This is a genomic window from Mesorhizobium sp. M0030, assembly GCF_040323695.1.
Classification (GTDB): Bacteria; Pseudomonadota; Alphaproteobacteria; order Rhizobiales; family Rhizobiaceae; genus Mesorhizobium.
On the sequence record NZ_JAMYVE010000004.1, the window covers coordinates 252,702 to 276,780 of the forward strand.

The following is a 24,079-nucleotide window of genomic DNA, read 5'->3' on the forward strand; positions in this document are numbered from 1 at the left end:
CAGTCCTATCTGGCCTTCAAGGCTTCCGCGGCGCGCTCCAGCAGCGCGTCGCGATCGAGCGCAAAGCCGGACCCGATCCATTCCTTTTCCAGGTTTTTCAGAATCGCACCGAGCATTGGCCCCGGCGACGCGCCAAGCGCCGTCAGATCGCCGCCCTTGACTGGGAACACCGGTTTTTCCCATTTCAGCGCAAAAGCGAGCAGGCGCGAAAACCCGCCGGCCTGAACCAGCGCGTCATTGTCCTCGAGAGCCCGCGCTCGCGCCGACGCCAGCGACAGCCGCAGGCGATCGAGAAAACCCTGGCGCTCGCCGGAATAGAGTTTCTTGGCCAGTTCCGCTTCGCTTGTCTTGGGCTCGACGGCAGCCGTCAGCGCCCAGTGGCGCAGGCGCTCCGCCTCAGTGGTCGAAAGTTTCAGCCGCTCGGCCAGTGTCTTCATCCTCGCCGCATCGGGCGGCACGATCGCCTCCAGCCTGAGCAGCGGGTCCGGCGCCCAGCCCAGATCCTTTTCTGTCTTGATCAGCCCATGAATGGCATCGATGCCCCATTTCTCGCTTTCCGGCAGGGCGCTGGTGAGCCCGCCGGCCTGGCGCATCCACAGCAAGGCGCGCGACGGATCTGGGGCCGATAACAACTTCTTCAGCTCGGACCAGATGCGTTCGGCCGAGAGATGGGCGAGACCGTCCTTGAGCCGGGCGCAGGCCTTCAATCCCTCGGCATCGGGCCGACCCTCGCCGTACCAGGCGAAAAAGCGGAAGAAACGCAGGATGCGCAGATAGTCTTCGCGGATCCGCTGCTCGGCATCGCCAATGAAGCGCAGCCTTCGTGCCTCGATATCGCCGACGCCGCCGACCAGGTCGACGACCGTCCCGTCAGCCTCCGCATAGAGCGCGTTGATGGTGAAATCGCGCCGTTCGGCGTCGGCCTTCCAGTCGCGGCCGAACGACACTTTGGCGCGGCGGCCATCGGTCTCGATGTCGGCGCGCAGCGTGGTGACCTCATAGGGCGCGCCGCCGGCAATCACCGTGATCGTGCCGTGCTCGATGCCGGTCGGCACCGCCTTGAAGCCCGCCGCCTCGGCGCGGCGAACGGTTTCCTCGGGCAGGCAAGTGGTAGCAACGTCGATATCGGCGACCGGCTGCCCAATCAGTGCATTGCGCACCGCACCGCCCGCGATGCGGGCTTCCTCGCCGCCTTGCGCCAGCACGGCAAGCAGCCGCTGCAGATGCTTTTCACCCAGCCAGTCGGCTCTGCCCGCCAGCGATACCGGATCACTCAAGCATAGAGCCTTTCATAGAGCGTGCGGATGATGCCGGCGGTGACGCCCCAGATGCGCTGGCCGCCATAGGGCATATCGTAGAAGAACCATTCCAGGTCGTTCCACATGCGGCTGTCCCTGGTGTGGTTGGCCGGATCCATCAGGAACGAAAGCGGTACTTCGAAGGCGGCGTCGACCTCGTCGGAATTGAGCGACAGCGTAAAACCGGGCTCGACGATCGCCAGCACCGGCGCGATGCGATAGCCGCTGCCGGCGACATAATCGGGCATGCGGCCGATGATCTCGATGCGGTCATGGCCGAGGCCGATCTCCTCGAAGGTCTCGCGCAAGGCCGCTGCTTCCGGGGTCGCATCGGTGGGATCAATGGTGCCGCCAGGAAAAGCCACCTGCCCGGAATGGCTGCGCAGTTTTTCCGCCCGCTTGGTCAAAAGCACGGTCGCATCGCGTCCATGATCGACGACCGGGATCAGCACCGCGGCGTCGCGCAGCGCTTTGAGCTGCGTCAACCGTGGATGGCCGGGGTTGAAGCGATGATCGCCATAATCGTCGCCGGCATGGACTTCAGCTTGCGCCGCGACCCGCGCGCGAAAATCCGCTGTGGAAAACGGCGGCGGCCTCACCTGATCCATCATGCGCTCAGCCGCTTCAGTTTTTCCGCCGGCATGATCGGATAGATTTCGCCTTTCGAGCGCACGGCAAACATCGTCTTGCCGCCGATATCGATCTCCTCGCCATGCTCGACCAGTTCGTACATCACCGGCCGCGCCACCAGCGCTTCCAGCCGCCCGCGCACAAGCACATAGGGTTTTAGCCCGCCGGTCTCGTTCTCGTCGACGAAGCGCAGCGGATGGCCAGGTCCGGCCTCGACGACATCGCCGACATTGGTGCGGAAAGTGATGGTCTGCTCGGCGCCGGCGCCGGAAACATCCATTTCAACCGCGATGAAAGGCGCGTCCACGACGCGGATGCCGACCCGTTCGACCGGCGTCACCAGATAGGTCCTGCCATCCTCGTCCTTGCGCAGCACGCTGGAAAACAGCTGCACCAGCGGCATGCGGCCGATCGGCGTGCCGAGATAGAACCACGTTCCGTCTTGTTTGATCTCCATGTCTAGATCGCCGCAAAAGTCGGGATTCCAGCGCTCCACCGGCGCCGCGCCCTTGCCGGCGCGAGCCGCACGCGAGATCAACGCTTCGAGACCGCGCGCCTCGGTTGCGGCAGTAAGGCTGTGCTCGCGATGTTCGGAGCGTTCCGTCATGGTCACGAAATAGTCACTGTTGTTCCGCTTGTCAGCCTAAGGCTGTGATTTAAATTCATTCGTAGGCGCCAGGCGAAGCCGAATCGCGGCATTCTAAGGCACTACAGTGCAAGCCGGTACTTCCAGCACAAGGATCGATGCGGCATGAGCGTAATGGTCAAGGAAAGCCCAATCAGCGAAAAGGACATGATCGCCCAGGCCGAGACGGCGCTGGCCGATATTTCCAGGGTGCGCGACGGCGTCGGCCGCGTCATTTTCGGCCAGGAAGTGGTGGTCGAGCGCACGCTGGTGGCGCTGCTTGCCGGCGGCCATGCGCTGCTGGTCGGCGTGCCCGGCCTTGCCAAGACCAAGCTGGTCGAAACGCTCGGTGTCGTGCTCGGCCTCGATTCGCGCCGCATCCAGTTCACACCCGACCTGATGCCGTCGGACATTCTCGGCTCAGAGGTGATGGAGCAGGACGAGGCCGGCAGGCGCTCCTTCCGCTTCATCTCCGGCCCGATCTTCGCGCAATTGCTGATGGCCGACGAGATCAACCGCGCCTCGCCGCGCACCCAGTCGGCGCTGCTGCAGGCGATGCAGGAATATCACGTCACCATCGCCGGCATTCGCCACGACCTGCCCGCGCCCTTCCATGTGCTGGCGACGCAAAACCCGCTGGAGCAGGAAGGCACCTACCCCCTGCCCGAAGCGCAACTCGACCGCTTCCTGATGCAGGTCGATATCCTTTATCCTGAAATCGAGGCCGAGCGGCGCATCCTGCTCGAAACCACCGGCATCGAGGACGCCAAGGCGCAAAACGTCCTGCAGCCGGCGCGGCTGAGGGAAATCCAGACGCTGATCCGCCGTATGCCGGTGCCCGAAAGCGTCGTCGACGCCATCCTCAAACTGGTGCGTTCGGCGCGTCCCGGCCAGGGCAATGCCGAGACCGACAAGCATGTCGCCTGGGGTCCCGGCCCGCGCGCCAGCCAGGCGCTGACGCTGTGCGCCCGTGCGCGCGCGCTTTATGACGGGCGGCTGGCGCCGTCGGTGGACGATATCCGCGCGCTGGCCGAACCGGTGCTGCAGCACCGCATGGCGCTGACCTTTGCCGCCCGCGCCGAGGGCACGACCGTGCGCGACGTGGTAGCGAAACTGGCCAAAGGAATCTGATGGCGCGTATCGGCGAAGTCCAGGCACCGGCAGCGACGCGCGACGCGCTCGCCAGGGGCCGGTTGCGGGCTTCGCTGGTGCCGGACCTGCTGGTCGAGGCACGCCGTATCGTCAATACGGTAATTGCCGGCTGGCATGGCCGCCGCAAGCGCGGCATCGGCGAGAATTTCTGGCAGTTCCGCCCCTATGTCGAAGGCGATTCCTCGCGCATCGACTGGCGCCGTTCGGCCCGCGACGACCACACCTATGTGCGCGACCGCGAATGGGAAGCAGCCCACACGGTGTGGCTTTGGGCCGACCCATCGCCCTCCATGCTCTACAAATCGACTGGCGCCAGCGTTTCCAAGGAATCGCGCGCGCTGGTGCTGGCACTGGCCATGGCCGAACTTTTGTCGCGCAGCGGCGAGCGCATCGCATGGCCCGGCCTGACAGATCCGTTCACCGCCCGCAACGGCGCCGAGCGCATCGCAGCGCAGTTGATGCACGCCGCGGACCTGCCAGCAAAGCCTGACCTGTCCGCCATCCGCCGCTTCTGCGACATCGTCGTCGTGAGCGATTTCCTCGACCCGGTCGAGGAGACCATGGAATGGCTCGATGTGCTGGCGCGGCATGGCGTGCGTGCGCATCTGATCGAGGTTGCCGATCCGGCGGAGGAGACCTTTCCTTATGCCGGCCGCACCGAATTCACCGATCCCGAGACCGGCGACAAGTTGACCGCCGGCCGCGCCGAAATGCTCGGCGACGAATACCGCCTGCTCTACACCGCCCGCCGCCAGGAGATGGCCAGCTGGTGCAAGCGCCTCGGCTGGAGCTACACCGTCAACCACACCGATCGCCTCGCTTCCGAGGCGCTGGTGCGCATCCACATGGCGATGACCGCCGATGGCGCATTCGTGGGAAGGGCCGGCGCATGAGCTGGCTGCCGCTCTCCTTTGGCGCTCCCATGGTGTTGTGGGGCCTGCTCGCGCTGCCGGTGATCTGGTGGCTGCTCAGGCTCACACCGCCCAAGCCGCAGTCCGAAATGTTTCCGCCGCTGAAGATCCTCGCTCGCGTGCTGAAGCGCGAGGAAACGCCGCAGCAGAGCCCGTGGTGGCTGACGCTGCTGCGGCTGTTGATGGCAGCCCTTGTCGTCGCGGCATTAGCCGAACCCGTTTTCAATCCGCGCGAAAAATTGCCGGCCGAGGGCGCCGCCCTGGCGCTCGTCATCGACAATGACTGGGCGAGTGCTGCCGACTGGGGCAAGCGCGTCGCCACCGCCCAGCGGCTGATCGCCGATGCCGGTTCGAACGGCGTACCGGTCGTCATCGCCTTCACCGCCGAAAAGCCGAACGCCGAGATCGGCCCCTTCGATGCGGCGGCTGCCCTCGACCGGCTGCGCGCCGCCAAGCCGAGGCCGATCCCGACCGACCGACCCGCTGTCTATGCCCGCGTCGCCGGCGTGCTGGAAACCTTGCCCGGCGCCAGCGTTGCCGTTCTCGCCGACGGCCTTGCGGCAAAGGGCGACGAGGCCGCCTTCAACACACTGCTGTCGAAAAACGCCGCCCGTGTCGTCTGGGCCTATTCCGACCGGCTGGCGCTGACTGGGCTCACTGGCGCCGAAAATCAGGTCGACGGCTTCGCCCTGACCGCCATCCGCGCGCCCGGCGATCCGGCGCCGGCACAAGTCATCGCCGGCGCCTTCGACGACAAGGGCCGCCGCATCGCCGACGCGACGCTGACCTTCGCGCCGGGTGAGACTACCGCCACCGGCACGATGGCGGTGCCGTTCGAACTGCGCAACGACTTCGCCTCGATCGCGCTCGACGGCGAACGCCAGGCAGGTGCTGTGCGCGTGCTCGACGAAAGCTCCAAGCGCCGCCGCGTCGGACTTTTATCGCAGGCCGAGGCCGACCAGGCGCAGCCGCTTCTGTCGCCGCTCTATTACATCAGGCGCGCGCTGCAGCCTTTCGCCGATCTGGTCGAACCGTCGAGCGTCGATCTCGCCGACGCCATCCCGCAGCTTCTCGACCAGAAGCCGGCGATGATCGTCATGGCCGATATCGGTACCATTCCGCCACAGGTCCATCAGCGGCTGATCGACTGGGTCGACAATGGCGGCACGCTGGTGCGCTTTGCCGGTTCGCGGCTGGCCGCCGCCGGCAATGACGATGATCTGTTGCCGGTCAGGCTGCGCACCGGCGAGCGCTCGCTTGGCGGCGCGCTGTCATGGACGACGCCACAAGCGGTGACCGAATTCCCGAAGAACGGCCCGTTCGCCGACCTCGCACCGCCGGCCGAGGTCACGGTGAGCCGGCAGGTGTTGGCCGAACCGACGCCGGACATCGTCGAGCGCACCTGGGCAACCCTTGCCGATGGCACCCCGCTGGTGACCGGGTTGAAGAAGGGCAAGGGCACGCTGGTGCTGTTCCATATCACCCCGGAAGCGACATGGTCGACGCTGCCGATCTCCGGCAGCTTCGTCGAGATGCTGCGGCGCATCGTGCAGCTGTCGCGCAACCAGGGTGCGGCGGTTGCCAACGCCGAAGCCGCTGCTACGTCGCTGGCGCCTTATCGCATGATAGCCGCCGACGGCACTTTGGTGCCGCCGACGCCGGACGCACGACCGCTGGTCCCTGGCGCCGGCTCGCTGCCGGTGACGTTCGAGAACCCGCCCGGCCTCTATGGCTCGGAAACCGGCGTTTTCGCCCACAATCTGCTCGACCCGGCCACCGCCTTCGCGCCGCTGGTGCGCCCGCAATTCACAGTGCCGGTGACCAATATCCAGTACGCTTTCGATGAATCGCGCGACCTCAAGGGATCGCTGGTCACAGCGGCACTTGTGCTTATGCTGCTCGACACGCTGGCGGTGTTCTGGATGGGCGGGCTGATGTCGCGCCGACCGCGCCGCGCCCGATCGGCCGCGGCAACGACGGCTGCGCTGCTGCTTGGCCTCGGCATGCTGTTTGGCCATGCCGACCTCGCCCGCGCCGACGACGCCAAGCCCGGCGATGCCGCCGCTATCGAGGACATTGCCAAGACCCGCATCGCCTATGTGCTGACCGGTGTGCCCGGTGACGATTCGATCAGCCGCGCAGGGCTCGAAGGCTTGACCCGCTTCCTGATCGAGAAGACCGCGCTCGAGCCGGGCGCGCCGGCGGGCGTCGATATCTCGAAGGACGAGCTTTCCTTCTATCCGCTGATCTACTGGCCGATCGATCCCTCCGCGCCGATGCCGAGTCAAGCCGCGATCGCCCGCATCGACGCCTATATGCAGCAGGGCGGCACGGTGCTGTTCGACACGCGCGACCAGTTCGCCAACGGCATCGGTGCGGATTCGGCGAGCCCGGCGACGGAACGGTTGCGCGACATTCTCGGCAATCTCAACGTGCCGCCGCTGGAGCCGGTGCCCGCCGACCATGTGCTGACCAAATCCTTCTTCATCCTGCCCGAATTTCCCGGCCGCTTCTCCGGCAGCCCGCTCTGGGTGGAAGCCTCGCTCGAGGCCAGCAATGCCGAGAATCGGCCGGTACGCGTCGGCGACGGCGTCTCGCCGATCCTGATCACCGCCAATGATTTTGCCGGCGCCTGGGCCGTCGACGAGAATGGTGACCCGCTTTTGCCGACCGTGCCATCGGATCCGATGCAGCGCATCTATGCGCTGCGCGCCGGCGTCAACATCATGATGTACATGCTGACCGGCAACTACAAATCCGACCAGGTGCACGTGCCGATCCTGCTCGAACGGCTGGGGCAGTAAGCCTATGAACTGGTCGATTTCCTTCGAACCGCTGCTGTCCTGGCCCTTGCTGGCTTTGGTGCTCGCACCGCTGCTGGTGCTGGCGGCTGTCGGCTTGTGGTTTCGCCAGCGCGGCGCGATCTTCCGCTTCGCGGCGCTGATTGCGCTGGGCGCAGCACTCCTCAATCCGGTCTTCCTCGATGAGGAGCGCGAGGCGCTGAAGAGCGTCGTTGCCGTCATCGTCGACCGCAGCCAGAGCCAGGATATCGGCGACCGGACCAAACAGACCGACGAAGCGCTTGCCGGTTTGCAGCAGCGCCTTGGCCGCTTCAAGCAGTTCGACGTCCGCGTCGTCGAGGCCGGCAAGTCGGAAGCCGCCGACGAGCGCACCGAGACCAAGCTTTTTGCAGCGCTTGAAGGCGCTTTCCGCGACGTGCCGCCCTCGCGCATCGGTGGCGCCATCATGATCACTGATGGCGAGGTGCATGACGCACCGGCCGCCCCCGACTTCAATGCGCCGCTGCACGCGCTGATCACCGGCAACGAGCACGAGAAGGACCGCCGCATCCGCTTCGAGAACGCGCCACGCTTCGGCCTCGTCGGCAAGCCGCTCGACATGACCTACCGCGTCATCGCCACCGACGGCGAAACCGGCCCGGTCGATGTCCGCGTCTCGGTCAATGGAGAGCAGGTCGCGGTCGAAGAAGCGACCATCGGCCAGGCGATGCCGCTGCAGGTGACCATCCCCGGCGCCGGCCGCAACATCGTCGAACTCTCTATTGACCGCGAGCCGGGCGAACTGACCGACGCCAACAACCGCGCCATCGCGCTGATCGACGGCATCCGCGAGAACTTGCGCGTGCTTTTGGTTTCCGGCGAACCGCATGCCGGCGAGCGCACGTGGCGCAATCTGCTGAAATCCGACGCCTCGGTCGATCTCGTCCATTTCACCATTCTGCGGCCGCCGGAAAAGCAGGACGGCACGCCGATCAACGAACTGTCGCTGATCGCCTTCCCGACCCGCGAGTTGTTCGTCGAGAAGATCAAGGATTTCGATCTCATCATCTTCGACCGCTACCAGCACCGCGACGTGCTGCCGATCCTCTATTACGACTACATCTCCGAATACGTCGAAAAGGGCGGCGCGCTGCTGATCGCCGCCGGGCCGGAATATGCCGGCGACTCCTCGATCGCCCGCACCCCGCTAATGTCGTCGCTGCCGGCAATGCCGACCGGCGAAGTCATCGACAAGGCCTTCTATCCGCGCCTCACCGATCTCGGCCAGCGCCATCCGGTGACGCGCGGCCTCGACGGCTCGGCGACCGAGCCGCCGCGCTGGAGCCGCTGGTTCCGCACCATCGGCGTGCAGAACCCCGAAGGCGAAGTGGTGATGAAGGGCGCCGACAACCGCCCGCTGCTTCTGCTCGATCATAAGGGCGAAGGCCGCGTCGGCATGCTTCTGTCCGATCAGGGCTGGCTATGGGCGCGCGGCTTCGAGGGTGGCGGGCCGCATGTCCAGCTTTACCGCCGCATCGCCCACTGGCTGATGAAGGAACCTGAACTCGAGGAAGAGCGGCTGACCGCCGACGGCCGCGGCATGATGCTGGAAATCCGCCGCCAGACGATGAGCGACGATCCCGGCCCGGCGCAGGTGATCACCCCTTCGGGCAAGGCGCTGATCATCAAGCTGGAGAAGTCCGAACCCGGCGTTTTCCTGGGCAGCATCGAGACCAAGGAGATCGGCCTCTACCAGATCGGCAATGGTGACCTGACCGCACTCGCCCATGTCGGCCCGGTCAACGCGCCGGAATTCTCCGACGTCGTCTCTACCGAGGACCGGTTGAAGGCTCCGACTGAGGCCACCGGCGGCAGCGTGCGCCGGCTGGCGGCCTCCTCCACCCTTGGCCAGCTCACCGGCAGCGTCACCCTGCCCTCCATCGTCCCGGTCCGCGCCTCCGGTGCGGCCTCGGGCGCAGACTGGATCGGCCTGCGCAGCACCGACGACAGCGTGCTCAAAGCCGTCTCGCGCGTACCCCTGTTCGGCGGCTTCCTCGGCCTTTGCCTGCTGCTGCTGGCCATGGGCGCGATGTGGTACAGAGAGGGAAGGTAAGGATCCCTTCTCCCCGTCACTATACGGGGAGAAAGACGCTCAACCTACTCCTCCGGCTCCGTCGTAAACAGCAGCGGGTACCCCTTGGCCTTGGCCGCGTCGACGGCCCGTGTCGCCTTGGTCTCGGCGACATCCCTGGTGAAGACGGCAACGACGCAAACGCCGAGCCGGTGCGCGGTGATCATCACCCGGTTAGCCTGGTCTTCGCTGAGCTTGAACTCGCCCTTCAGCACCGTCACCACGAATTCGCGCGGCGTAAAATCGTCATTGATGAGGATGACCTTGTAGAGCTTCGGCCGCTCGGTCCGCGGCTTGGTCTTGGTGCGGGGTTTGGAACTGATTTCAGGCATCGGGAACCGGTATCGCGCGAGGGGTCGCTCTCACTTTGTCATGGGGGAAAGCCGTCGTCCATTTTGATCGGCGCGCCAAACCGGCTTCCCGGAAGTGCTGCCGTTCACAAATTTAGGAAGTGTATGCTGCGGTTCAACGGCCCTGGCGATTGGCGACGCGACGAGCCTGGAATTCCCGTGCGCTGGATGCCGCATCCGGCCTTGATCCGGCCGCCTTGTATTCGACCCAGGCGACCGCGAGCCAGCCGAAGAAGCAGGCCAGCGCCGCGCCGGTGATCACGGTAAGCAGCAGGCTTTGCCATGGTGTGATGTATTGCCAGCTGCTGGAGATTGCCGGTGCAAACAGCGACGGCTCTGTGCGCCCGCTCACCGGATCGGGCACCGGGCTGGCGGTGAACTGGATCAGCACCCTGACCATTGCCGAGGCCACAAGGCCGCCGATGGCCATCGAGCGCAGAATGGATGAAAGCCGCTTCTTCATGCGGGCTATCCTACCGGACCGGCATTGCAAACGGGTTAAAGTCCTGGGTGGCCGGCACCCATCAACGGGTAATCATGCTCACACGACAAGGCCGCTCCAGCCGGGGGGGTGCTGGAGCGGCCTTGTTACAGACAAGCCTGTTGGCTGTCTGGATCAGGCCTTCGGGGCGTCCGTCTTGACGACCTTCTTCGCCTTCTTGTGCTTCTTGACGGGCTTCTTGGCGACGACCTTCTTCACCGGGGGCTTGGCGGTCGTGGTCGCCGGAGCGGTGGTCGTGGAAGCAGCCGGAGCAGCGGTCGTGGTGGCAGCGGCATTGCCCAGAGCCGGCATTGCGAAAGCGAGAGCGACGGCGAGACCGGTGGCGGAGAGGATGGACTTTTTCATGGCTTCATTTCCTTCTTTGTGCGGGTCGTGTTTCGAGTGTCACTGAACCGGGTCGATCGGTGTCACTCCAAGCAGCTTCAAAGCGTTCGCGAGCATCCGGATACCCTGTGCCTGTTTCTTGTTGGCGCAGAACCGGTTTCCCTTTCTTTGCAGTGCTTTCGCCGCGGTGACCTGCGTTGCCGCGGCATGGGTTTCAAGGGCTTCGTCTACCTGGCGATTGAGATCGATGCAGCGCTCGCTCCTTGTGATCGGCGTCACCTTTGCGGTTGTGGCTCCGACCGCGGCTGTGACGAGCGGAATGCTGAGCAGCGCACCCATCAAGCTGATCGTGAACCTGTGCATTGGTGATGTCCGTTACTCCGGAGACTTCGCGTCGCAGCCGATGTCCTGACCGCCACGGCACCCTTTATGCCCTTGATTTTTTTCGGGAGTTTTTCCGGACTATAGAATTTTGTTTCTGAATTGTTTCTGGCAAATCGGCTTTGCGGGCGATCATCGCCGCTGGCCAACATGTGGCCAGAATTCTATCGTGTGGGTGACGCCACAGAAGCAGACTCAGAAGGCAGCCGCCGACCGGCCGCCAGCAATGACAGGATCGCCGTGAAATCCGATGCGCACATACTGATCGTCGACGACGACAAGGGCATTCGCGACCTGCTTCAGGAATTCTTCCAGAAGCGCGGCCTGCGCACCACGGTTGCCGCCGACGGCGTCGAGATGGAAGACATACTGCGCCGCACGCAGGTAGACCTGATCGTGCTTGATGTGATGCTGCCGGGAAAGAGCGGGCTGGAGCTCTGCCGCGACCTGCGCGCCAGCTACTCGACGCCGATCATCATGCTGACGGCGGTCACCGAGACCACCGACCGCGTCGTCGGCCTGGAAATGGGCGCCGACGATTATGTGCCCAAACCCTTCGATCCGCGCGAGCTGCTGGCCCGTATCCGCGCCGTTTTGAGGCGCAATGGTGCTGCCGAGCCGAAGCGGGCCACCACCAAGCAGATCTATCATTTTGCCGGCTGGACGATGGACTGCTCGCGCCGCCGGCTGATGGCGCCGGGCGACGTCAGGGTCGAACTGACGATGGCGGAGTTCAACCTGTTGCAGACCTTCGTCAAAAGCGCGCAGCGCGTCCTCACCCGTGACCAGCTCATCGAGCTTTCCGGCGGTGACAGCGACTATTCCTTCGACCGCAGCATCGACATCCTGGTCAGCCGTCTCAGGCGCAAGATGGAAGACGACCCCAAGACGCCGAAACTGATCCTGACTGTGCGCAGCGGCGGCTACCAGTTCCTGCCCGAGACCACCTCCGAATGAGACGTTTCCTGCCGCAAACCCTGCCGGTCTGGGTTTTGCTCATCGTCATTGCCGGCCTGCTGATCAGCCAGGTCGCCACGCTCTACATCGTCTCGCGCGATCGTGCCGTCGCCAATGACGAGGTCGATCTCTACCGGCTTAACGACCGCGCCTATTCGCTGGTGCAGCTGATGCATGACGACACGCCGGAGCAGCGCAAGCTGACGGCCTCCGGTCTGTTCAACGCCACCTATGCGCTCACCGTTTCGGACACGCCCGCGGTCACCTCGTCGATCGCCGGCGACGACGAACTGGCCGAACTCGAGGACATCCTGGTCGGGCGGCTGTCGAAATTCGGCATCACCGACGCCCGCGTCCGGCGCGATCCGGCAACCCAGGCAGCCAACGCGCCTGGCGGTGTGGCCGTGACCAAGGATGTGGGCGCGGTGGAGCGTGACCTGTTATCGCTGGCGGCCAGCTTCGCCCAAAGCGACAAGCTGACGGCCTCTGTCCGCTTCGCCGACGGCCAATGGCTGAATTTCACCGAGCCCAACACGCCGGTCGGACCGATATTGAGCTTCGACAGCCTGCCGCTCTATTCGCTGATCGCGGCCCTGGTGGTGATCATGTCGATCTGGTCGCTGCGCCGGCTGACGGCGCCCTATCGGATGATGGAAACCGCGGTCAACCGGATCGGCACGGATCTGAAGAGCCCGCCGATCGCCGAGACCGGCAGCCGCGAAATCCGCGCCGCGGCCAAAGCCGTCAACGCCATGCAGGTCCGGCTGCGCGACTATGTCGAGGACCGCGAACATCTGGCCGCCGCGCTCGCCCACGATCTGCGCACGCCGCTGACCCGCATGCGGCTGCGCCTCGAACTGTTGCGCAGATCGACCGCGCGCGAGGCGCTGGCCCACGACCTCGCCGACATCGAGAGCATCGCCAGCTCCGTCATCGACTTCGCCACCTTCGAAGTCACCGAGGAGAAGAGCGAGCGGATCGATTTCTGGTCGCTGGTGGAATCGATCGCCGACAGTTTCGAGGACGTCACGTTCGACCATGACGGCGCCAGGCCGCGTGGCATGATCTGCATCGCGCGACCGGTGGCGCTGAAGCGCTGCGTCAACAATCTGGTCCAGAATGCCGTGACCTACGGCAAGAAAGCCCATGTCAGCCTGCGGCAGTCGGACGGCACGGTCACGCTGGTCATCCGCGACGAGGGGCCGGGCATACCGCAGGCGCAGCTCGACCAGGTGTTCGGTTCCTTCGTGCGGCTGGAGCAATCGCGCAACCGCCAGACCGGCGGTCTCGGCCTCGGCCTGACCATTGCCCGCAACATTGCGCGTGCCGCCGGCGGCGATGTCAACCTGTCCAACCGTCCCTGCGGCGGCCTGCTGACGGAGCTCAGCCTGCCGCTGGCGGCATGAGGCAGCAGACTAGCGTCTCGATGGGCACCGGGGGTGGATCAGCCAACCCAACCTTGCAATAGTGCAGCCGCTCGAACAGGAGGAGATCGCCGCATGTTTTACGCCATCCTGGCCTATCACGTCGAACAGACCATCCAGTCCCTGACGCCGCAGCAGGATGCGGCGCTGATGCACGACCTGCTCGAAGTCAACGCCAGGCTGACCCGCGAAGGCAAGCTCGGGCCGGCGGCAAGACTGGGCGCGACCGCCGACGCCGTGACGCTGCGCGGTCCGGGCGAAGGCATCGTCATCGACGGGCCGTTTGCCGAGACCAAGGAACAATTGCTGGGTCTTTATGTCCTCGACTGCGCCACGCAGGAGGCGGCGATTGCAGCCGCGCGCGACTTGCGCCGCGTGAATCCCTCGGCAGTCTACGAAATCCGGCCGATCACATTTTACCTTCCCGGCCTGGCGTTCCCCGTGACGAAGGGCGATTTCCAGGAGGCCGCCAGCGGCTGAGAGCCGCTTGCTCTACCCCATGGCCGGTCAGGCAGAAGCGATCTCGTTGCCCAGGCGGACCGTTTCGGCGACGAGAAGGTCGAGATCCTCGCGCCGGGTCCGGTGGTTGTTGATCGCCACCCTGAGGCAATGCCGGCCTTGCACCGTGGTATCGGAAATGGCGGCGGTTCCGTCTTCCTGAAGCCTCAGCATGATCTCGGTGTTGAGCGCTTTCGCGCGCTCGCCATCGAGACCATCCGCGCGATAGCGGAAGCAGACGATGTTGATGCTGGTCGGCGCCGTCAGTTCGAGCGCTGGTTCGGCCGCGATCAGCCCTGAGAGATACTGCCCCTGCGCAATGTTCTGGTCGATCAGGCGGCCGAATTTTTCGACGCCGTGTTCTCGCAATGCCATCCACACTTTGAGTGCCTTGAAGCCGCGTGACGTCTGCAGGCCGTAATCGTGCAGCCATTGGCCGGAGGCGAGGCCGCGCGGTGTCGACTCCAGATATTCCGGCGTCACCGCGAAGGTCTTGCGATGCGCCGAGGCATCCCGCACCAGCGCGCAGCCTGCCTCGAAAGGCGCATGCAGCCATTTGTGCGGATCGAGCGCGATGGAATCGGCCCATTCGATGCCGGCGACGCGATGTGCATTCTCAGGCGCGATCGCGATCAGCGCGCCGATGCAGCCGTCGACATGGAACCAGAGGTCCTCCTCATGCGCCAGCTTGGCCAGCGCCTGCAGATCGTCGATGGCGCCGGTGTTGACAGTGCCGGCGTTGCCGATGATGCAGGCCGGCTTGAACCCGGCCGCGCGATCTTCCGATATCGCAGTCCTCAAACCTTCAATGTCGATGCGCAGGCCGGCGTCGCTGGCAATGCGGCGCAGCGCCTTGTTGCCGAGACCGAGCGCTTCCATCCCCTTGCGGTGACAGGAATGGACCTGGTCCGAGCCATAGAAACGCAAAGGCTTTTCGATTGCTCCAACGCCGTGCTCGCGCACGCCGATGCCGGCCTTGGTGTTGCGCGCCACGGTGAGCCCGATGATGTTGGCCATCGAGCCGCCGCTGACCAGCGTGCCGCTGGCCGAAGCCGGCATGCCCATCATCTGCTTGCACCAGTCGACCACCTGGCCGTCCATCAGGGCGGCGGCATGGTTGCCGCCGCCGAGATTGGAGCCCTGGATTGCCGCCAGGAAATCGCCGATCGCGCCGGTAAAATTGCTCGACCCCATATACCAGGACCAGAAGCGCGGATGGATGTTGCCCATCGGATAGGGCATCACCTTGTCCACGACATCGCCATAGATGTCGGCAAGCGCGGTCGGCGATTGCGGCAGCGAGGCGGTGAAGAAATCCCTCACATCTCCAGGCATCTCCTGCCACACCGGCCGTTGCCTGACATCGCGCAGGTAAGCGACGGCATCGTCAACGATCCGATGCGACAGGCTTTGCACATCGGCCCAGTCCGAGGGGTCAAGCGTTTCCTCGGTACTGGTAGCCGAGTGTCCAGGCATCGCGTCCATGCAATTTGCTCCCGCGTCATCATGCCGGGAACTGGCAACCGGGCGTCGAGCGCGAGAGAGCAAGCTCTTCCGCATTCATCTCGGCCTCGATGCCGTCGAACAAAGGCGTGGTCATGTAGCGTTCACCGGTATCGGGAAGCATGCACAGGATCACCGATCCGGCCGGCGCTGTGCCGGCGATCTGGCGCGCCACGGCAAAAGCCGAACCGCCGGAAATGCCGGTGAAGATGCCTTCCTGCTGCGCCAGCGCCTTGGCCCATTTCATGCCCTCCGGCCCGGCGATCGGCATCACCTCGTCATAGAAGTTGCCATCGATGGCCTCCTGCAGGACGTGCGGGATGAAATCCGGCGTCCAGCCCTGGATCGGGTGCGGTTCGAAAGCCGGATGGCTGGCGGCCGGCGCTCCGCCGGCGCCACGCATCTGCCGCTTGCCGCTGCCGACAAGCTGCGCGTTGGCCGGTTCGGTGAGCACGATCCGGGTCTCAGGCCGCTCGCGGCGCAGCACCCGCGCCACGCCGGCGACGGTGCCGCCGGTGCCGTAGCCGGTGACGAAATAGTCGAGCCGCGAGCCGGCGAAATCGTTGACGATCTCGCGTCCCGTGGTAGCTTCATGAATGTCGGCGTTGGCCTTGGTCTCGAACTGGCGGGCCAGGAACCAGCCATTGGCTTCGGCCAGTTCCACCGCCTTCTTGTACATGCCGAAGCCTTTCTCGGCGCGCGGCGTCAGCACCACCTTGGCGCCCAGCATCCGCATCAGCTTGCGGCGCTCGACCGAGAAACTGTCGGCCATCGTCACCACCAGCTTGTAGCCCTTCTGCGCACAGACCATGGCAAGACCGATGCCGGTGTTGCCGCTGGTCGCCTCGACAATGGTCTGTCCAGGCTTGAGCGCGCCGGTGCGTTCACCTTCCTCGATGATGTTGAGCGCCAGCCGGTCCTTCACCGACGCCGCCGGATTGAAGAACTCGGCCTTGACGTAGATGGTGGCGTGCGCCGGTCCGAGATTATTGACGCGGATGACCGGCGTGTCGCCGATGGTGTCGAGAATGCTGTCGAACAGGCGGCCGCGGCCGGCCGTGGTTCTGATTTTCTGCTGATGCAACATGGTAGACTCCTGGTTCTTGCTCACGGGCCGGTTACACACCGGCGGTTTGGGCGGCGAGATTTCGACACCTTGCCGCACTACAGGTCCTTGACGTGCGGCAGTGTGGTAAACACCACATTCGGCGCACAAATTTTGCGAGCCGGGTGCACTTTGTCGTGCTCGGTGGTAAAGCAGGGGCCGGCAGGTCAGCGTGGGAGCAGGCGTGGTATCTGGCGTGGAATCGAGCCTGGCGAGCAGCCATCAAGGTGTTGTCGTGCGCCTGTTTGGGCCGCCGACAATTGCGCGCGACGGCGTCCCGGTGGTCTTGCCGGCATCGCGCAAGCTGCGCGCGCTGCTGGCCTATCTGGCGCTGGCGCCCCATCCGGTCGGACGTGGCAAGCTCTGCGAGTTGCTGTGGGATGTTCCAAATGATCCCAGGGGTGAGCTGCGCTGGTGCCTGAGCAAGCTGCGGGCCGCGCTCGACGAACCGGGCCGCCGCAGGATCGAAACATCGGGCGATACGATCGCGCTCGATCTCGACGGCATCTCAGTCGACGTTCTGGATGTCGCGGCGGCGGCTGCCGCAGGCATCGAAACGCTCGAGCCGACGCGACTGCAGTTGCTCTCCGACCTGTTCGTCGGCGACTTCCTCGAAGGGCTGGAGATCGACCGCAGCCCTCTCTTCAACAGCTGGCTGACCGCGCAGCGCCGCCGTTTCGGTTCCTGCCAAGCTGCTATACTGGAACATCTGGTCAAGACGCTGCCGGCCGATTCCGAAGACGTCTCCGCCCATCTCGAAAAATGGCTGGAATTGACCCCGTTCGACAGCAGCGCCCATGTCGCACTCCTGGTGAGGCTGGCGCGGCGCGGCCAGTTCGGTGCCTGCGAGGACCATCTTGCCGCAGCAGCATCGCTCTTCCAATCGGAAGAGCTGGATTTTGGCCCTGTGCGCCAGGCGTGGCTTGCCATTCGCGCGGAACGTCACTGCGCGACTTTGCCGGCACAGCCTGCGGTAGCGCCGGTGGCGGGCCACAGCCCGATCGCGCGTGCCCCCACCGAAGCCGCGGCGCCCCACAAAGCTTCGCTTGCCGTGATGCCATTTGCCGAAGATGCCGGCGGCGTTTGTGGTGGGCTGGCCGACGGCTTGACCCACGACATCATTACCCGCCTCGCCAAGCTCAGGGACTTCTTTGTAATCGCCCGGGGCTCGGTCTTTGCGCTGGCAGAAAAGAACATCGCGCCGGAAGATGCCGGCCGCAGGCTGGATGTCGACTATGTCGCCACCGGCACGGTGCGCAGCCTGACCGGCCGCCTGATCGTCACCGTCGAGCTTGTCGAGGTGCGCACGGCCAGGATCGTCTGGGCCGAGACCTTCGAGCGCAAGCCCGAGGACATCTTCATTGTCCTCGACGATATCGGCAACAGCATCGTGGCCTTCATCTCATCCGAGATAGAGATGGTCGAGCGCAACCGCGCCATGCTGAAGGCGCCCAATTCGCTCAATGCCTGGGAGGCCTACCATCGAGGACTCTGGCATATGTATCGCTTCACCCGCAGCGAAAACGAGCAGGCCAGGCATTTCTTCGGCATCGCACTGCAGCAGGATCCGACCTTTACCCGCCTATGCCGGCCTGTCCTTCACCCATTGGCAGAGCGCCTTCCAGCGCTGGGGCGACCGCGACCAGGACAGCGCGCTTGCCTTTGAGGCGGCCGGCCAGAGCGTTTTGGTCGACGATCATAATCCCGCCGCGCACTGGGCGATGGGCCGGGCGCTGTGGCTGCGCGGCGAGGGTGATGCGTCCGTGCTAGAACTGCAAAGAGCCGTCGACCTCAGCCCGAACTTCGCGCTTGGCCACTATGCGCTGTCCTTCGTGCATTCGCAGTCGGGCGACCCGCACGCGGCGATCGGATCGTCGGATCATTCGCGCCATCTGTCGCCGTTCGACCCGATGCTGTTCGGCATGCTGGGCGCACGCGCCATGGCGCATGTCCGCCTCGGCCAGTTCGACGAGGCGGCCGAATGGGCGCTGAAGGCGGCCGCCCGCCCCAACGCACATGTCATCATCCTGTCGATCGCCGCCCACTGCCTGGCGTTGGCTGGGCGGCTGGACGAGGCGAAAAACTTCGCCGCCGCCATCCGCAAGACGCTTCCGGATTACCGAGCCGACGACTTCATCGACACCTTCCGCTTCGACCGGGATGCCACAGCCCTGTTCAAGCTCGGCGCCACGCGCATCGGGCTGGCTTAGAGCATGATCCCAAAAAGTGGGTACCGGTTTTTGGAAAAGATCATGCTCCAACAAAGGGTTAGATCATGATGAGATTTCAACCAAATCTCATCATGATCTAGCGCCGCAACACCGCGCTCAGCACATCGCGTATCCCGATCGCGCCGACAAAGCGCGACTGGTCGTCGAACAGCGCCACGGGTGCCGTCTGCGAGCGGTGCATGGCCAGCATCACCGTCTTCAGCGAGGTCCCGGGGTTGGCCCAGAACACTTGCGCCGTCTCCTCCGGCTGCGCCTCGACATCGGCGCACGACACCCATACCGCCGGTTTGCCGTCGCGTTCCGCCGCCGCCACCAGCCCGTGCTCGTCGATCTTGAAACGCGTCGTCTTGCGCCGGTCGAGCCACACCCAGCCATTATCGCCGTGCTCGAGGTCGCGGCTGTCGCGCATGACGTTCCAGGCGGTCAGCACCGACAACGGATTCACATTGGCGATGAAGTCGCGGACATAGTCATTGGCGGGCTTGAGCACGATGTCTTCCGGCGCCCCGGTCTGCACGATGCGACCGCCCTCCATGATGGTGATGTGGGTGCCGATCTTCAGCGCCTCTTCCAGATCATGGCTGACGAAGATGATGGTCTTCTTCAGCTCCGCCTGCAGCTGCAGCAATTCGTCCTGCAGCTTGGTGCGGATCAGCGGATCGAGCGCCGAGAACGGCTCGTCCATCAGCAGGATCGGCGCCTCGGTGGCGAAGGCACGGGCCAGGCCGACGCGCTGCTGCATGCCGCCGGACAGCTCATGCGCGTATTTCTTCGACCACTGGTCGAGATTGACCAGTTTCAGCTGGCGTTGCACGCGCTCCTTGCGCTCTTGCTCCGGCACGCCGGCGAGTTCGAGGCCGAGGCCGACATTCTCCTCCACCGTACGCCAAGGCAGCAGGCCGAACTGCTGGAACACCATCGCCACCTGCTTCTGCCGCAGCCGCCGCAGCGTCGCCTGATCGCAGGTCACGACATCGACGATATTGTCGCCGTCCTTGACCAGCACCTGGCCGCGCGACACCACGTTGAGCCGGTTGACCGCCCGCAGCAGCGTCGACTTGCCGGAGCCGGACAGGCCCATCAGCACCGAGATTTCGCCCTCATGCACGGTCAGGCTGGCGCCGGCGCAACCCAGCACATTGCCGGTCTTTTCAAGGATTTCGGCGCGCGTGGCGCCGCCGTCGATCAGAGCCAGCGAACCGGCCTGGTCGGAGCCGAAGACGATATCGACATTTTTGAAATCGACGGCGACGGTCATTTCTTGCCTCCAACGCCGATACGCGTCATCCGGTCGAGCACGATGGCGAGTACGACAATCGCCAGGCCCGCCTCGAGCCCGAGATCGATGCGGCGCGAGCCGAGCGCGCGGTTGATTTCAGTGCCGAGGCCGCCGGCGCCGATCAGTGCTGCAAACACCACCATCGACAGCGACAGCATGATCGATTGCGTCAGCCCGGCCATGATGGTCGGCAAGGCCGAGGGCAGCTCGACCTTCCACAGCAGCTGCTGCTTGGTGGCGCCGAACGCCTCGCCGGCCTCGATGATCGACTTCGGCACCGAGACGACGCCGAGATGGGTGAGCCGGACCGCGGTCGGGATGACAAAGATGATGGTGACGATGAGGCCGGGCGCGTTGCCGAGACCGAACAGGGTCAGAACCGGGATCAGGTAGACGAAGGTCGGCAGCGTTTGCATCAGGTCGAGCACCGGCAGCATGATGCGGTAGACCTTCGGCTTGTGCGCGGCCCAGATGCCGAGCGGCACGCCGATGGCCATCGCCATGGCGGCGGCGGCCACGACCAGCACCAGCGTCTGCACCGTCTGCTTCCAGAGGTTCTGGTTGATGATGAAGATCAGGCCGAGAAAGACGCCTATGGCCAGCGGGCGCGAGCGCTGCAGCAGCCAGGCGATGATGGCGATGATCAGCGCCAGCAGCACCGGCGGCACCATCAAAAGGATGCCAACCAGCCCGTCGAGCAGGAAATTGAGGCCATTCGAGAAGGCCCTGAACACGGTGTCGAAATTGTCGGTGAGGAAACCGAAGAACGCCTTTCCCCAGGCGCCGATCGGTATCTTGTGATCGACCATGAATTTCGAAATCGGATCCATATCGCCCCTCTCATGCGAGAGACCGCCTGCTTCCGGCCTCCGCTCTCATTAGGTCATCTTCTCACAGGATATGAAAAAGGGCAGCCTTTTCTAGATTGGCTGCCCTTCCTGGTTCGGCTTGGCCGAATTAGTCGGCTCAGCTTCCGAGCGCAGTCTTGACCGCCGCTGCCGCATCGCCGCCATCGAAGGTGGTGACGCCGGCAATCCACGGCGCAACCGCGTCAGGGTGCTTCTTCAGCCAGTCGGCTGCGACCGTGTTGGCGTCGCCGCCCTTCAGGATCGCGTCCATCATCTCGCCTTCCATGTCCAGGTTGAACTTCAGGTTGGCGATGAACTTGCCGGCATTCGGGCATTCGGTGGTGTAGCCCTTGCGCACATTGGTGTAGACGGTGGCGGCGCCGAAGCCGCTGTCGCCCATGCCGTCGAGATAGGTGAGCTTCATGGCGCCCATCACCGGATGCGGCGTCCAGCCGAGGAACGCGATCCACTCATTGTTCTTGATCGACTGCTCGGCCTGCGTCAGCATGCCGGCTTCCGAGGACTCGACCAGCTCGAAGCCTTCGAGATTGTCCTTCGGGTTCTTGATCATGTCGAGGATGATGCGGTTGCCGTCATTGCCCGCCTCGATGCCGTAAATCTTGCCGTTGAACTTGTCCTTGAACTTGCCGATGTCGGTCAGCGACTTGACGCCGGCCTCCGCGACATAGGTCGGTACGACGATGCCGTAGCCGGCGCCGGTCAGGTTGGTGCCGATCGTCTCGACCGAACCATCGGCGGTGTAGTCCTTGATGTCGTTGGTCATCGACGGCATCCAGTTGCCGAGGAAGACGTCGAGATCCTTGTTTTTCAGCGACGCCATGGTCACCGGTACCGATAGCTGGATCGTCTGCGGCTCGTAGCCGAGCGCGGTGAGCAGCACCGAAGCGACGCCGGTGGTTGCCTGGATGTCGGTCCAGCCGACATCGGAAAGGCGCACCGCCTTGCAGCTCTCCGGATCGCCGGCAAGTGCAGCGCTCGTGGACAGAAAAGTCGCCAGGCCGAGGCCGGCGACGAAGGTGTTCATACGCGACATTGGCAGTCTCCCATTGTGATTCTTTGGCGAAGCGTAGTTACGGTTTCTCTGCCCGCCTTGTTTCGTCAGCCAAACACCATTCTGGTGTGGTTTCAAGCGCTAAGACAATCACGATCAACGGCGCGGACTGGCCAAACAGCGACACGCCCGCCGCTTTTTCGATTGCAGACGGCTTTTCCCATCAAATGCAGCGGTGCCCTCTCCCCGCGCCGCGCCAACTCGGCTTAAAAGGACGGCATGGCCAAGCTCTACTTCCACTATGCGACGATGAATGCCGGCAAAACGACAATGCTGCTGCAGGCGTCCTACAATTATCGCGAACGCGGTATGACGACGATGCTGTTCGTCGCCGGCCACTACAGAAAGGGCGACACCGGGCTGATCTCGTCGCGCATCCGCCTGGAGACGGAGGCCGAGATGTTCCGCGACGGCGACGATCTCTACGCTCGCGTCGCCGAGCATCACGAACATACGACGGTGCATTGCATCTTTGTCGACGAGGCGCAATTTCTCGAGGAAGAGCAGGTCTGGCAGCTCGCCCGTATCGCCGACCGGCTGAACATCCCGGTGATGTGCTACGGCCTGCGCACCGATTTCCAGGGCAATCTGTTTTCCGGTTCGCGAGCGCTTCTCGCCATCGCAGACGATCTGCGCGAAGTGCGCACCATCTGCAGCTGCGGCCGCAAGGCGACGATGGTCGTGCGTCTCGGCGCTGACGGCAAGGTGGCCAGACAAGGCGAACAGGTGGCGATCGGCAAGGACGTCTATATCTCGCTCTGCCGCCGCCACTGGGAAGAGGAAATGGGCCGCGCCGCGCCTGACGATTTCATTGGCTTCACCAGAGGCTGAACGGCCGGGACAACATGAAAATTCTGCAGTTCACAGTCGATTGCCCGTTTCCGCCGGTCTCCGGCGGAGAGATCCGGAACGCCGCCAATGCACGCGCCCTGGCATCGATGGGCGAGGTCCTGACGGTAAGCCTGACTGGCGCCCCGGCACCCTCCACACCGCCGAACATCCGTCACCGGATCATCGAGGCAGCGCGCGGCAGGGCGCCGTGGGGCAGGCGCGGCCCGCACCCGACCGTGCATATGATGCCGGACGACGAGCTGGCCGAGGCCGACGCCATCTGGAGGGAATTCGCGCCCGATCTCGTGGTAATCGAGGAGATCGTGCTTTCGCAGCTGCTGACGCTGGCGCCGAAGCATCGCGCGCGCACCGTCCTTGACCAGCACAACATTGATTCCCGGACGGTGTCCGACCGGATCGCCGGCCTGACGCTGTGGCAGCAAATTCGAGACTGGCGCCAAAACAGGCGAAGGAAGGCAGAGGCGCGCGAAGCCGACAGGTGTGCGGCTGCCCTGGCCGACCAGGTCTGGGTTTGTTCGCGGGCCGACGAAGCGCTTCTGTCCGCTCTCGGCCCCGTCAACGACGTCAGGTTCGTCGCCAACCCCATTCCAGACGAGAGCGTGCTTTCCCTGCCGATTGCTGCCGAGCGCTTCAGTGAACTCAGCCTGTGTTTCATAGGCCATCTCGGCTATTTCCCCAACATCGATGCCGTCAAGCAGATCGGCCGCGCGATGGCGCCGCGCCTCGCCGCCTCCGGCCGGCCCTGGTCGATCACCGTCGCCGGCAGAAACCCGCGCGATGTCGTGCGCGGTCTATGCACCAGGCATGGTCTGCGGTTGATCGAGAACCCGCCGCATCTGCCGGAATTGCTTGGCCGCGCCGGCTATGCGCCGATCCCGCTGCACTTCGGCGGCGGAACCCGCATCAAGGTGCTGGAGGCGATGGCGGCGGGCCTTGTCGTCGCCGCTACCGAAAAGGCCGTCGAAGGGCTTGGCCTGCAGGCGGGCAGGCATTTCCTGTCCAGCGACGATGCCGGCAAGTTGGCATTGAAAATCATCGATCTCGCGACACGCCCGCAAGCGGCCGCCGAGATGGCGGAGATCGGCCGCGCTTTCGTGCGCGACAATCATTCGTCGGCGGCGATTGAAAAGCAGGTCAAGCAGGCGGTCGCGGCGATCCCGCGCACGGATTGAGCCCGGCTGCTATCCACCGGCATACGGCGTTTGTTAAGGCCTGCAGCCTATTTT

At 64.5% G+C, this 24,079-nt stretch carries 21 protein-coding genes and 1 pseudogene; 10 read left to right on the top strand and 12 right to left on the bottom strand.

Annotated features, from left to right (window positions below; genetic code table 11):
* Window positions 1-5: 5 nt before the first annotated feature.
* Genes NKJ80_RS11330 through NKJ80_RS11340 form a run of 3 tightly spaced genes read right to left on the bottom strand, consistent with a single transcriptional unit; the run spans window position 6 to window position 2,535 of the window.
* A complete protein-coding gene (locus tag NKJ80_RS11330; RefSeq protein WP_023686145.1) occupies window positions 6-1,277 on the bottom strand; it encodes a CCA tRNA nucleotidyltransferase in 1,272 nt (423 codons plus the stop codon).
* Window positions 1,274-1,906 carry a CoA pyrophosphatase gene (locus NKJ80_RS11335; protein WP_023686146.1) on the bottom strand — a complete coding sequence of 211 codons (633 nt, stop codon included), beginning with the start codon at window positions 1,904-1,906 and terminating at the stop codon, window positions 1,274-1,276. Before NKJ80_RS11335 ends, NKJ80_RS11330 begins: the two co-directional genes overlap by 4 nt.
* Window positions 1,906-2,535 carry a DUF1285 domain-containing protein gene (locus NKJ80_RS11340; protein ID WP_023686147.1) on the bottom strand — a complete coding sequence of 210 codons (630 nt, stop codon included), beginning with the start codon at window positions 2,533-2,535 and terminating at the stop codon, window positions 1,906-1,908. The genes NKJ80_RS11335 and NKJ80_RS11340 overlap by 1 nt, the downstream gene beginning before the upstream one ends.
* A gap of 144 nt (window positions 2,536-2,679) precedes the next feature.
* Here NKJ80_RS11340 and NKJ80_RS11345 point away from each other — a divergent pair, with 144 nt between their 5' ends.
* Genes NKJ80_RS11345 through NKJ80_RS11360 form a run of 4 tightly spaced genes read left to right on the top strand, consistent with a single transcriptional unit; the run spans window position 2,680 to window position 9,509 of the window.
* Window positions 2,680-3,684 (top strand): AAA family ATPase, encoded by a 1,005-nt coding sequence (locus NKJ80_RS11345; RefSeq protein ID WP_023705921.1) that lies wholly within the window; start codon window positions 2,680-2,682, stop codon window positions 3,682-3,684.
* Entirely contained in the window at window positions 3,684-4,598 is a 915-nt protein-coding gene (locus tag NKJ80_RS11350; protein WP_023683683.1) for a DUF58 domain-containing protein, read from the top strand. The genes NKJ80_RS11345 and NKJ80_RS11350 overlap by 1 nt, the downstream gene beginning before the upstream one ends.
* A complete protein-coding gene (locus NKJ80_RS11355) occupies window positions 4,595-7,420 on the top strand; it encodes a DUF4159 domain-containing protein (protein WP_352497579.1) in 2,826 nt (941 codons plus the stop codon). The genes NKJ80_RS11350 and NKJ80_RS11355 overlap by 4 nt, the downstream gene beginning before the upstream one ends.
* 4 nt (window positions 7,421-7,424) lie before the next feature.
* Window positions 7,425-9,509 carry a membrane protein gene (locus NKJ80_RS11360; protein ID WP_023741056.1) on the top strand — a complete coding sequence of 695 codons (2,085 nt, stop codon included), beginning with the start codon at window positions 7,425-7,427 and terminating at the stop codon, window positions 9,507-9,509.
* 44 nt (window positions 9,510-9,553) lie between these two features.
* Here the strand turns inward: NKJ80_RS11360 and clpS are convergent, their stop codons facing one another.
* From clpS to NKJ80_RS11380, 4 genes are all read right to left on the bottom strand, one after another.
* Window positions 9,554-9,859: an ATP-dependent Clp protease adapter ClpS gene (clpS, locus tag NKJ80_RS11365; RefSeq protein ID WP_023670006.1), complete on the bottom strand. Its 306-nt coding sequence runs from the start codon at window positions 9,857-9,859 to the stop codon at window positions 9,554-9,556.
* A 133-nt stretch (window positions 9,860-9,992) separates the two neighbouring features.
* The gene (locus NKJ80_RS11370) at window positions 9,993-10,340 is read right to left on the bottom strand and encodes a hypothetical protein (RefSeq protein WP_352497580.1); all 348 of its coding nucleotides are present in this window, start codon (window positions 10,338-10,340) and stop codon (window positions 9,993-9,995) included.
* Between the two features lie 153 nt (window positions 10,341-10,493).
* A complete protein-coding gene (locus NKJ80_RS11375) occupies window positions 10,494-10,724 on the bottom strand; it encodes a hypothetical protein (RefSeq protein ID WP_023670004.1) in 231 nt (76 codons plus the stop codon).
* A gap of 39 nt (window positions 10,725-10,763) precedes the next feature.
* Complete coding sequence (locus NKJ80_RS11380; RefSeq protein ID WP_023683677.1) at window positions 10,764-11,066, bottom strand: hypothetical protein; 303 nt, start codon at window positions 11,064-11,066, stop codon at window positions 10,764-10,766.
* Between the two features lie 258 nt (window positions 11,067-11,324).
* Here NKJ80_RS11380 and NKJ80_RS11385 point away from each other — a divergent pair, with 258 nt between their 5' ends.
* The 3 genes from NKJ80_RS11385 (at window position 11,325) to NKJ80_RS11395 (ending at window position 13,945) form a co-directional block, all read left to right on the top strand.
* Window positions 11,325-12,041, top strand: a complete 717-nt coding sequence (locus NKJ80_RS11385; protein ID WP_023670002.1) for a response regulator — start codon at window positions 11,325-11,327, stop codon at window positions 12,039-12,041.
* Window positions 12,038-13,447 carry an ATP-binding protein gene (locus tag NKJ80_RS11390; RefSeq protein ID WP_023686151.1) on the top strand — a complete coding sequence of 470 codons (1,410 nt, stop codon included), beginning with the start codon at window positions 12,038-12,040 and terminating at the stop codon, window positions 13,445-13,447. The genes NKJ80_RS11385 and NKJ80_RS11390 overlap by 4 nt, the downstream gene beginning before the upstream one ends.
* Window positions 13,448-13,540: 93 nt before the next feature.
* Complete coding sequence (locus NKJ80_RS11395) at window positions 13,541-13,945, top strand: YciI family protein (RefSeq protein ID WP_023686152.1); 405 nt, start codon at window positions 13,541-13,543, stop codon at window positions 13,943-13,945.
* 27 nt (window positions 13,946-13,972) lie between these two features.
* On the opposite strand, the gene NKJ80_RS11400 is transcribed toward NKJ80_RS11395, so the two are convergent.
* Together NKJ80_RS11400 and NKJ80_RS11405 are read right to left on the bottom strand one after the other, a co-directional pair.
* Complete coding sequence (locus NKJ80_RS11400; RefSeq protein ID WP_023686153.1) at window positions 13,973-15,448, bottom strand: pyridoxal phosphate-dependent decarboxylase family protein; 1,476 nt, start codon at window positions 15,446-15,448, stop codon at window positions 13,973-13,975.
* 19 nt (window positions 15,449-15,467) lie between these two features.
* On the bottom strand, window positions 15,468-16,553 hold the full coding sequence (locus NKJ80_RS11405; protein WP_023686154.1) for a PLP-dependent cysteine synthase family protein: 1,086 nt from the start codon (window positions 16,551-16,553) through the stop codon (window positions 15,468-15,470).
* A gap of 202 nt (window positions 16,554-16,755) precedes the next feature.
* On the opposite strand from NKJ80_RS11405, the pseudogene NKJ80_RS11410 reads away from it, so the two are divergent.
* Window positions 16,756-18,781, top strand: a pseudogene (locus tag NKJ80_RS11410) (transcriptional regulator).
* Window positions 18,782-18,878: 97 nt separating this feature from the next.
* Here the strand turns inward: NKJ80_RS11410 and choV are convergent.
* The 3 genes from choV to NKJ80_RS11425 all read right to left on the bottom strand — a co-directional run bounded on the left by choV (window position 18,879) and on the right by NKJ80_RS11425 (window position 21,983).
* Window positions 18,879-20,060 (bottom strand): choline ABC transporter ATP-binding protein, encoded by a 1,182-nt coding sequence (gene choV, locus NKJ80_RS11415; protein WP_023669996.1) that lies wholly within the window; start codon window positions 20,058-20,060, stop codon window positions 18,879-18,881.
* Complete coding sequence (choW, locus tag NKJ80_RS11420; protein WP_023669995.1) at window positions 20,057-20,911, bottom strand: choline ABC transporter permease subunit; 855 nt, start codon at window positions 20,909-20,911, stop codon at window positions 20,057-20,059. Before choW ends, choV begins: the two co-directional genes overlap by 4 nt.
* 136 nt (window positions 20,912-21,047) lie before the next feature.
* A complete protein-coding gene (locus NKJ80_RS11425) occupies window positions 21,048-21,983 on the bottom strand; it encodes a choline ABC transporter substrate-binding protein (RefSeq protein ID WP_023686157.1) in 936 nt (311 codons plus the stop codon).
* A gap of 237 nt (window positions 21,984-22,220) precedes the next feature.
* Between NKJ80_RS11425 and NKJ80_RS11430 the strand changes: the two genes are divergently transcribed.
* Complete coding sequence (locus tag NKJ80_RS11430; protein ID WP_352497581.1) at window positions 22,221-22,832, top strand: thymidine kinase; 612 nt, start codon at window positions 22,221-22,223, stop codon at window positions 22,830-22,832.
* Window positions 22,833-22,846: 14 nt separating this feature from the next.
* Complete coding sequence (locus tag NKJ80_RS11435; RefSeq protein ID WP_023695820.1) at window positions 22,847-24,025, top strand: glycosyltransferase; 1,179 nt, start codon at window positions 22,847-22,849, stop codon at window positions 24,023-24,025.
* The last annotated feature ends 54 nt before the right edge of the window (window positions 24,026-24,079 follow it).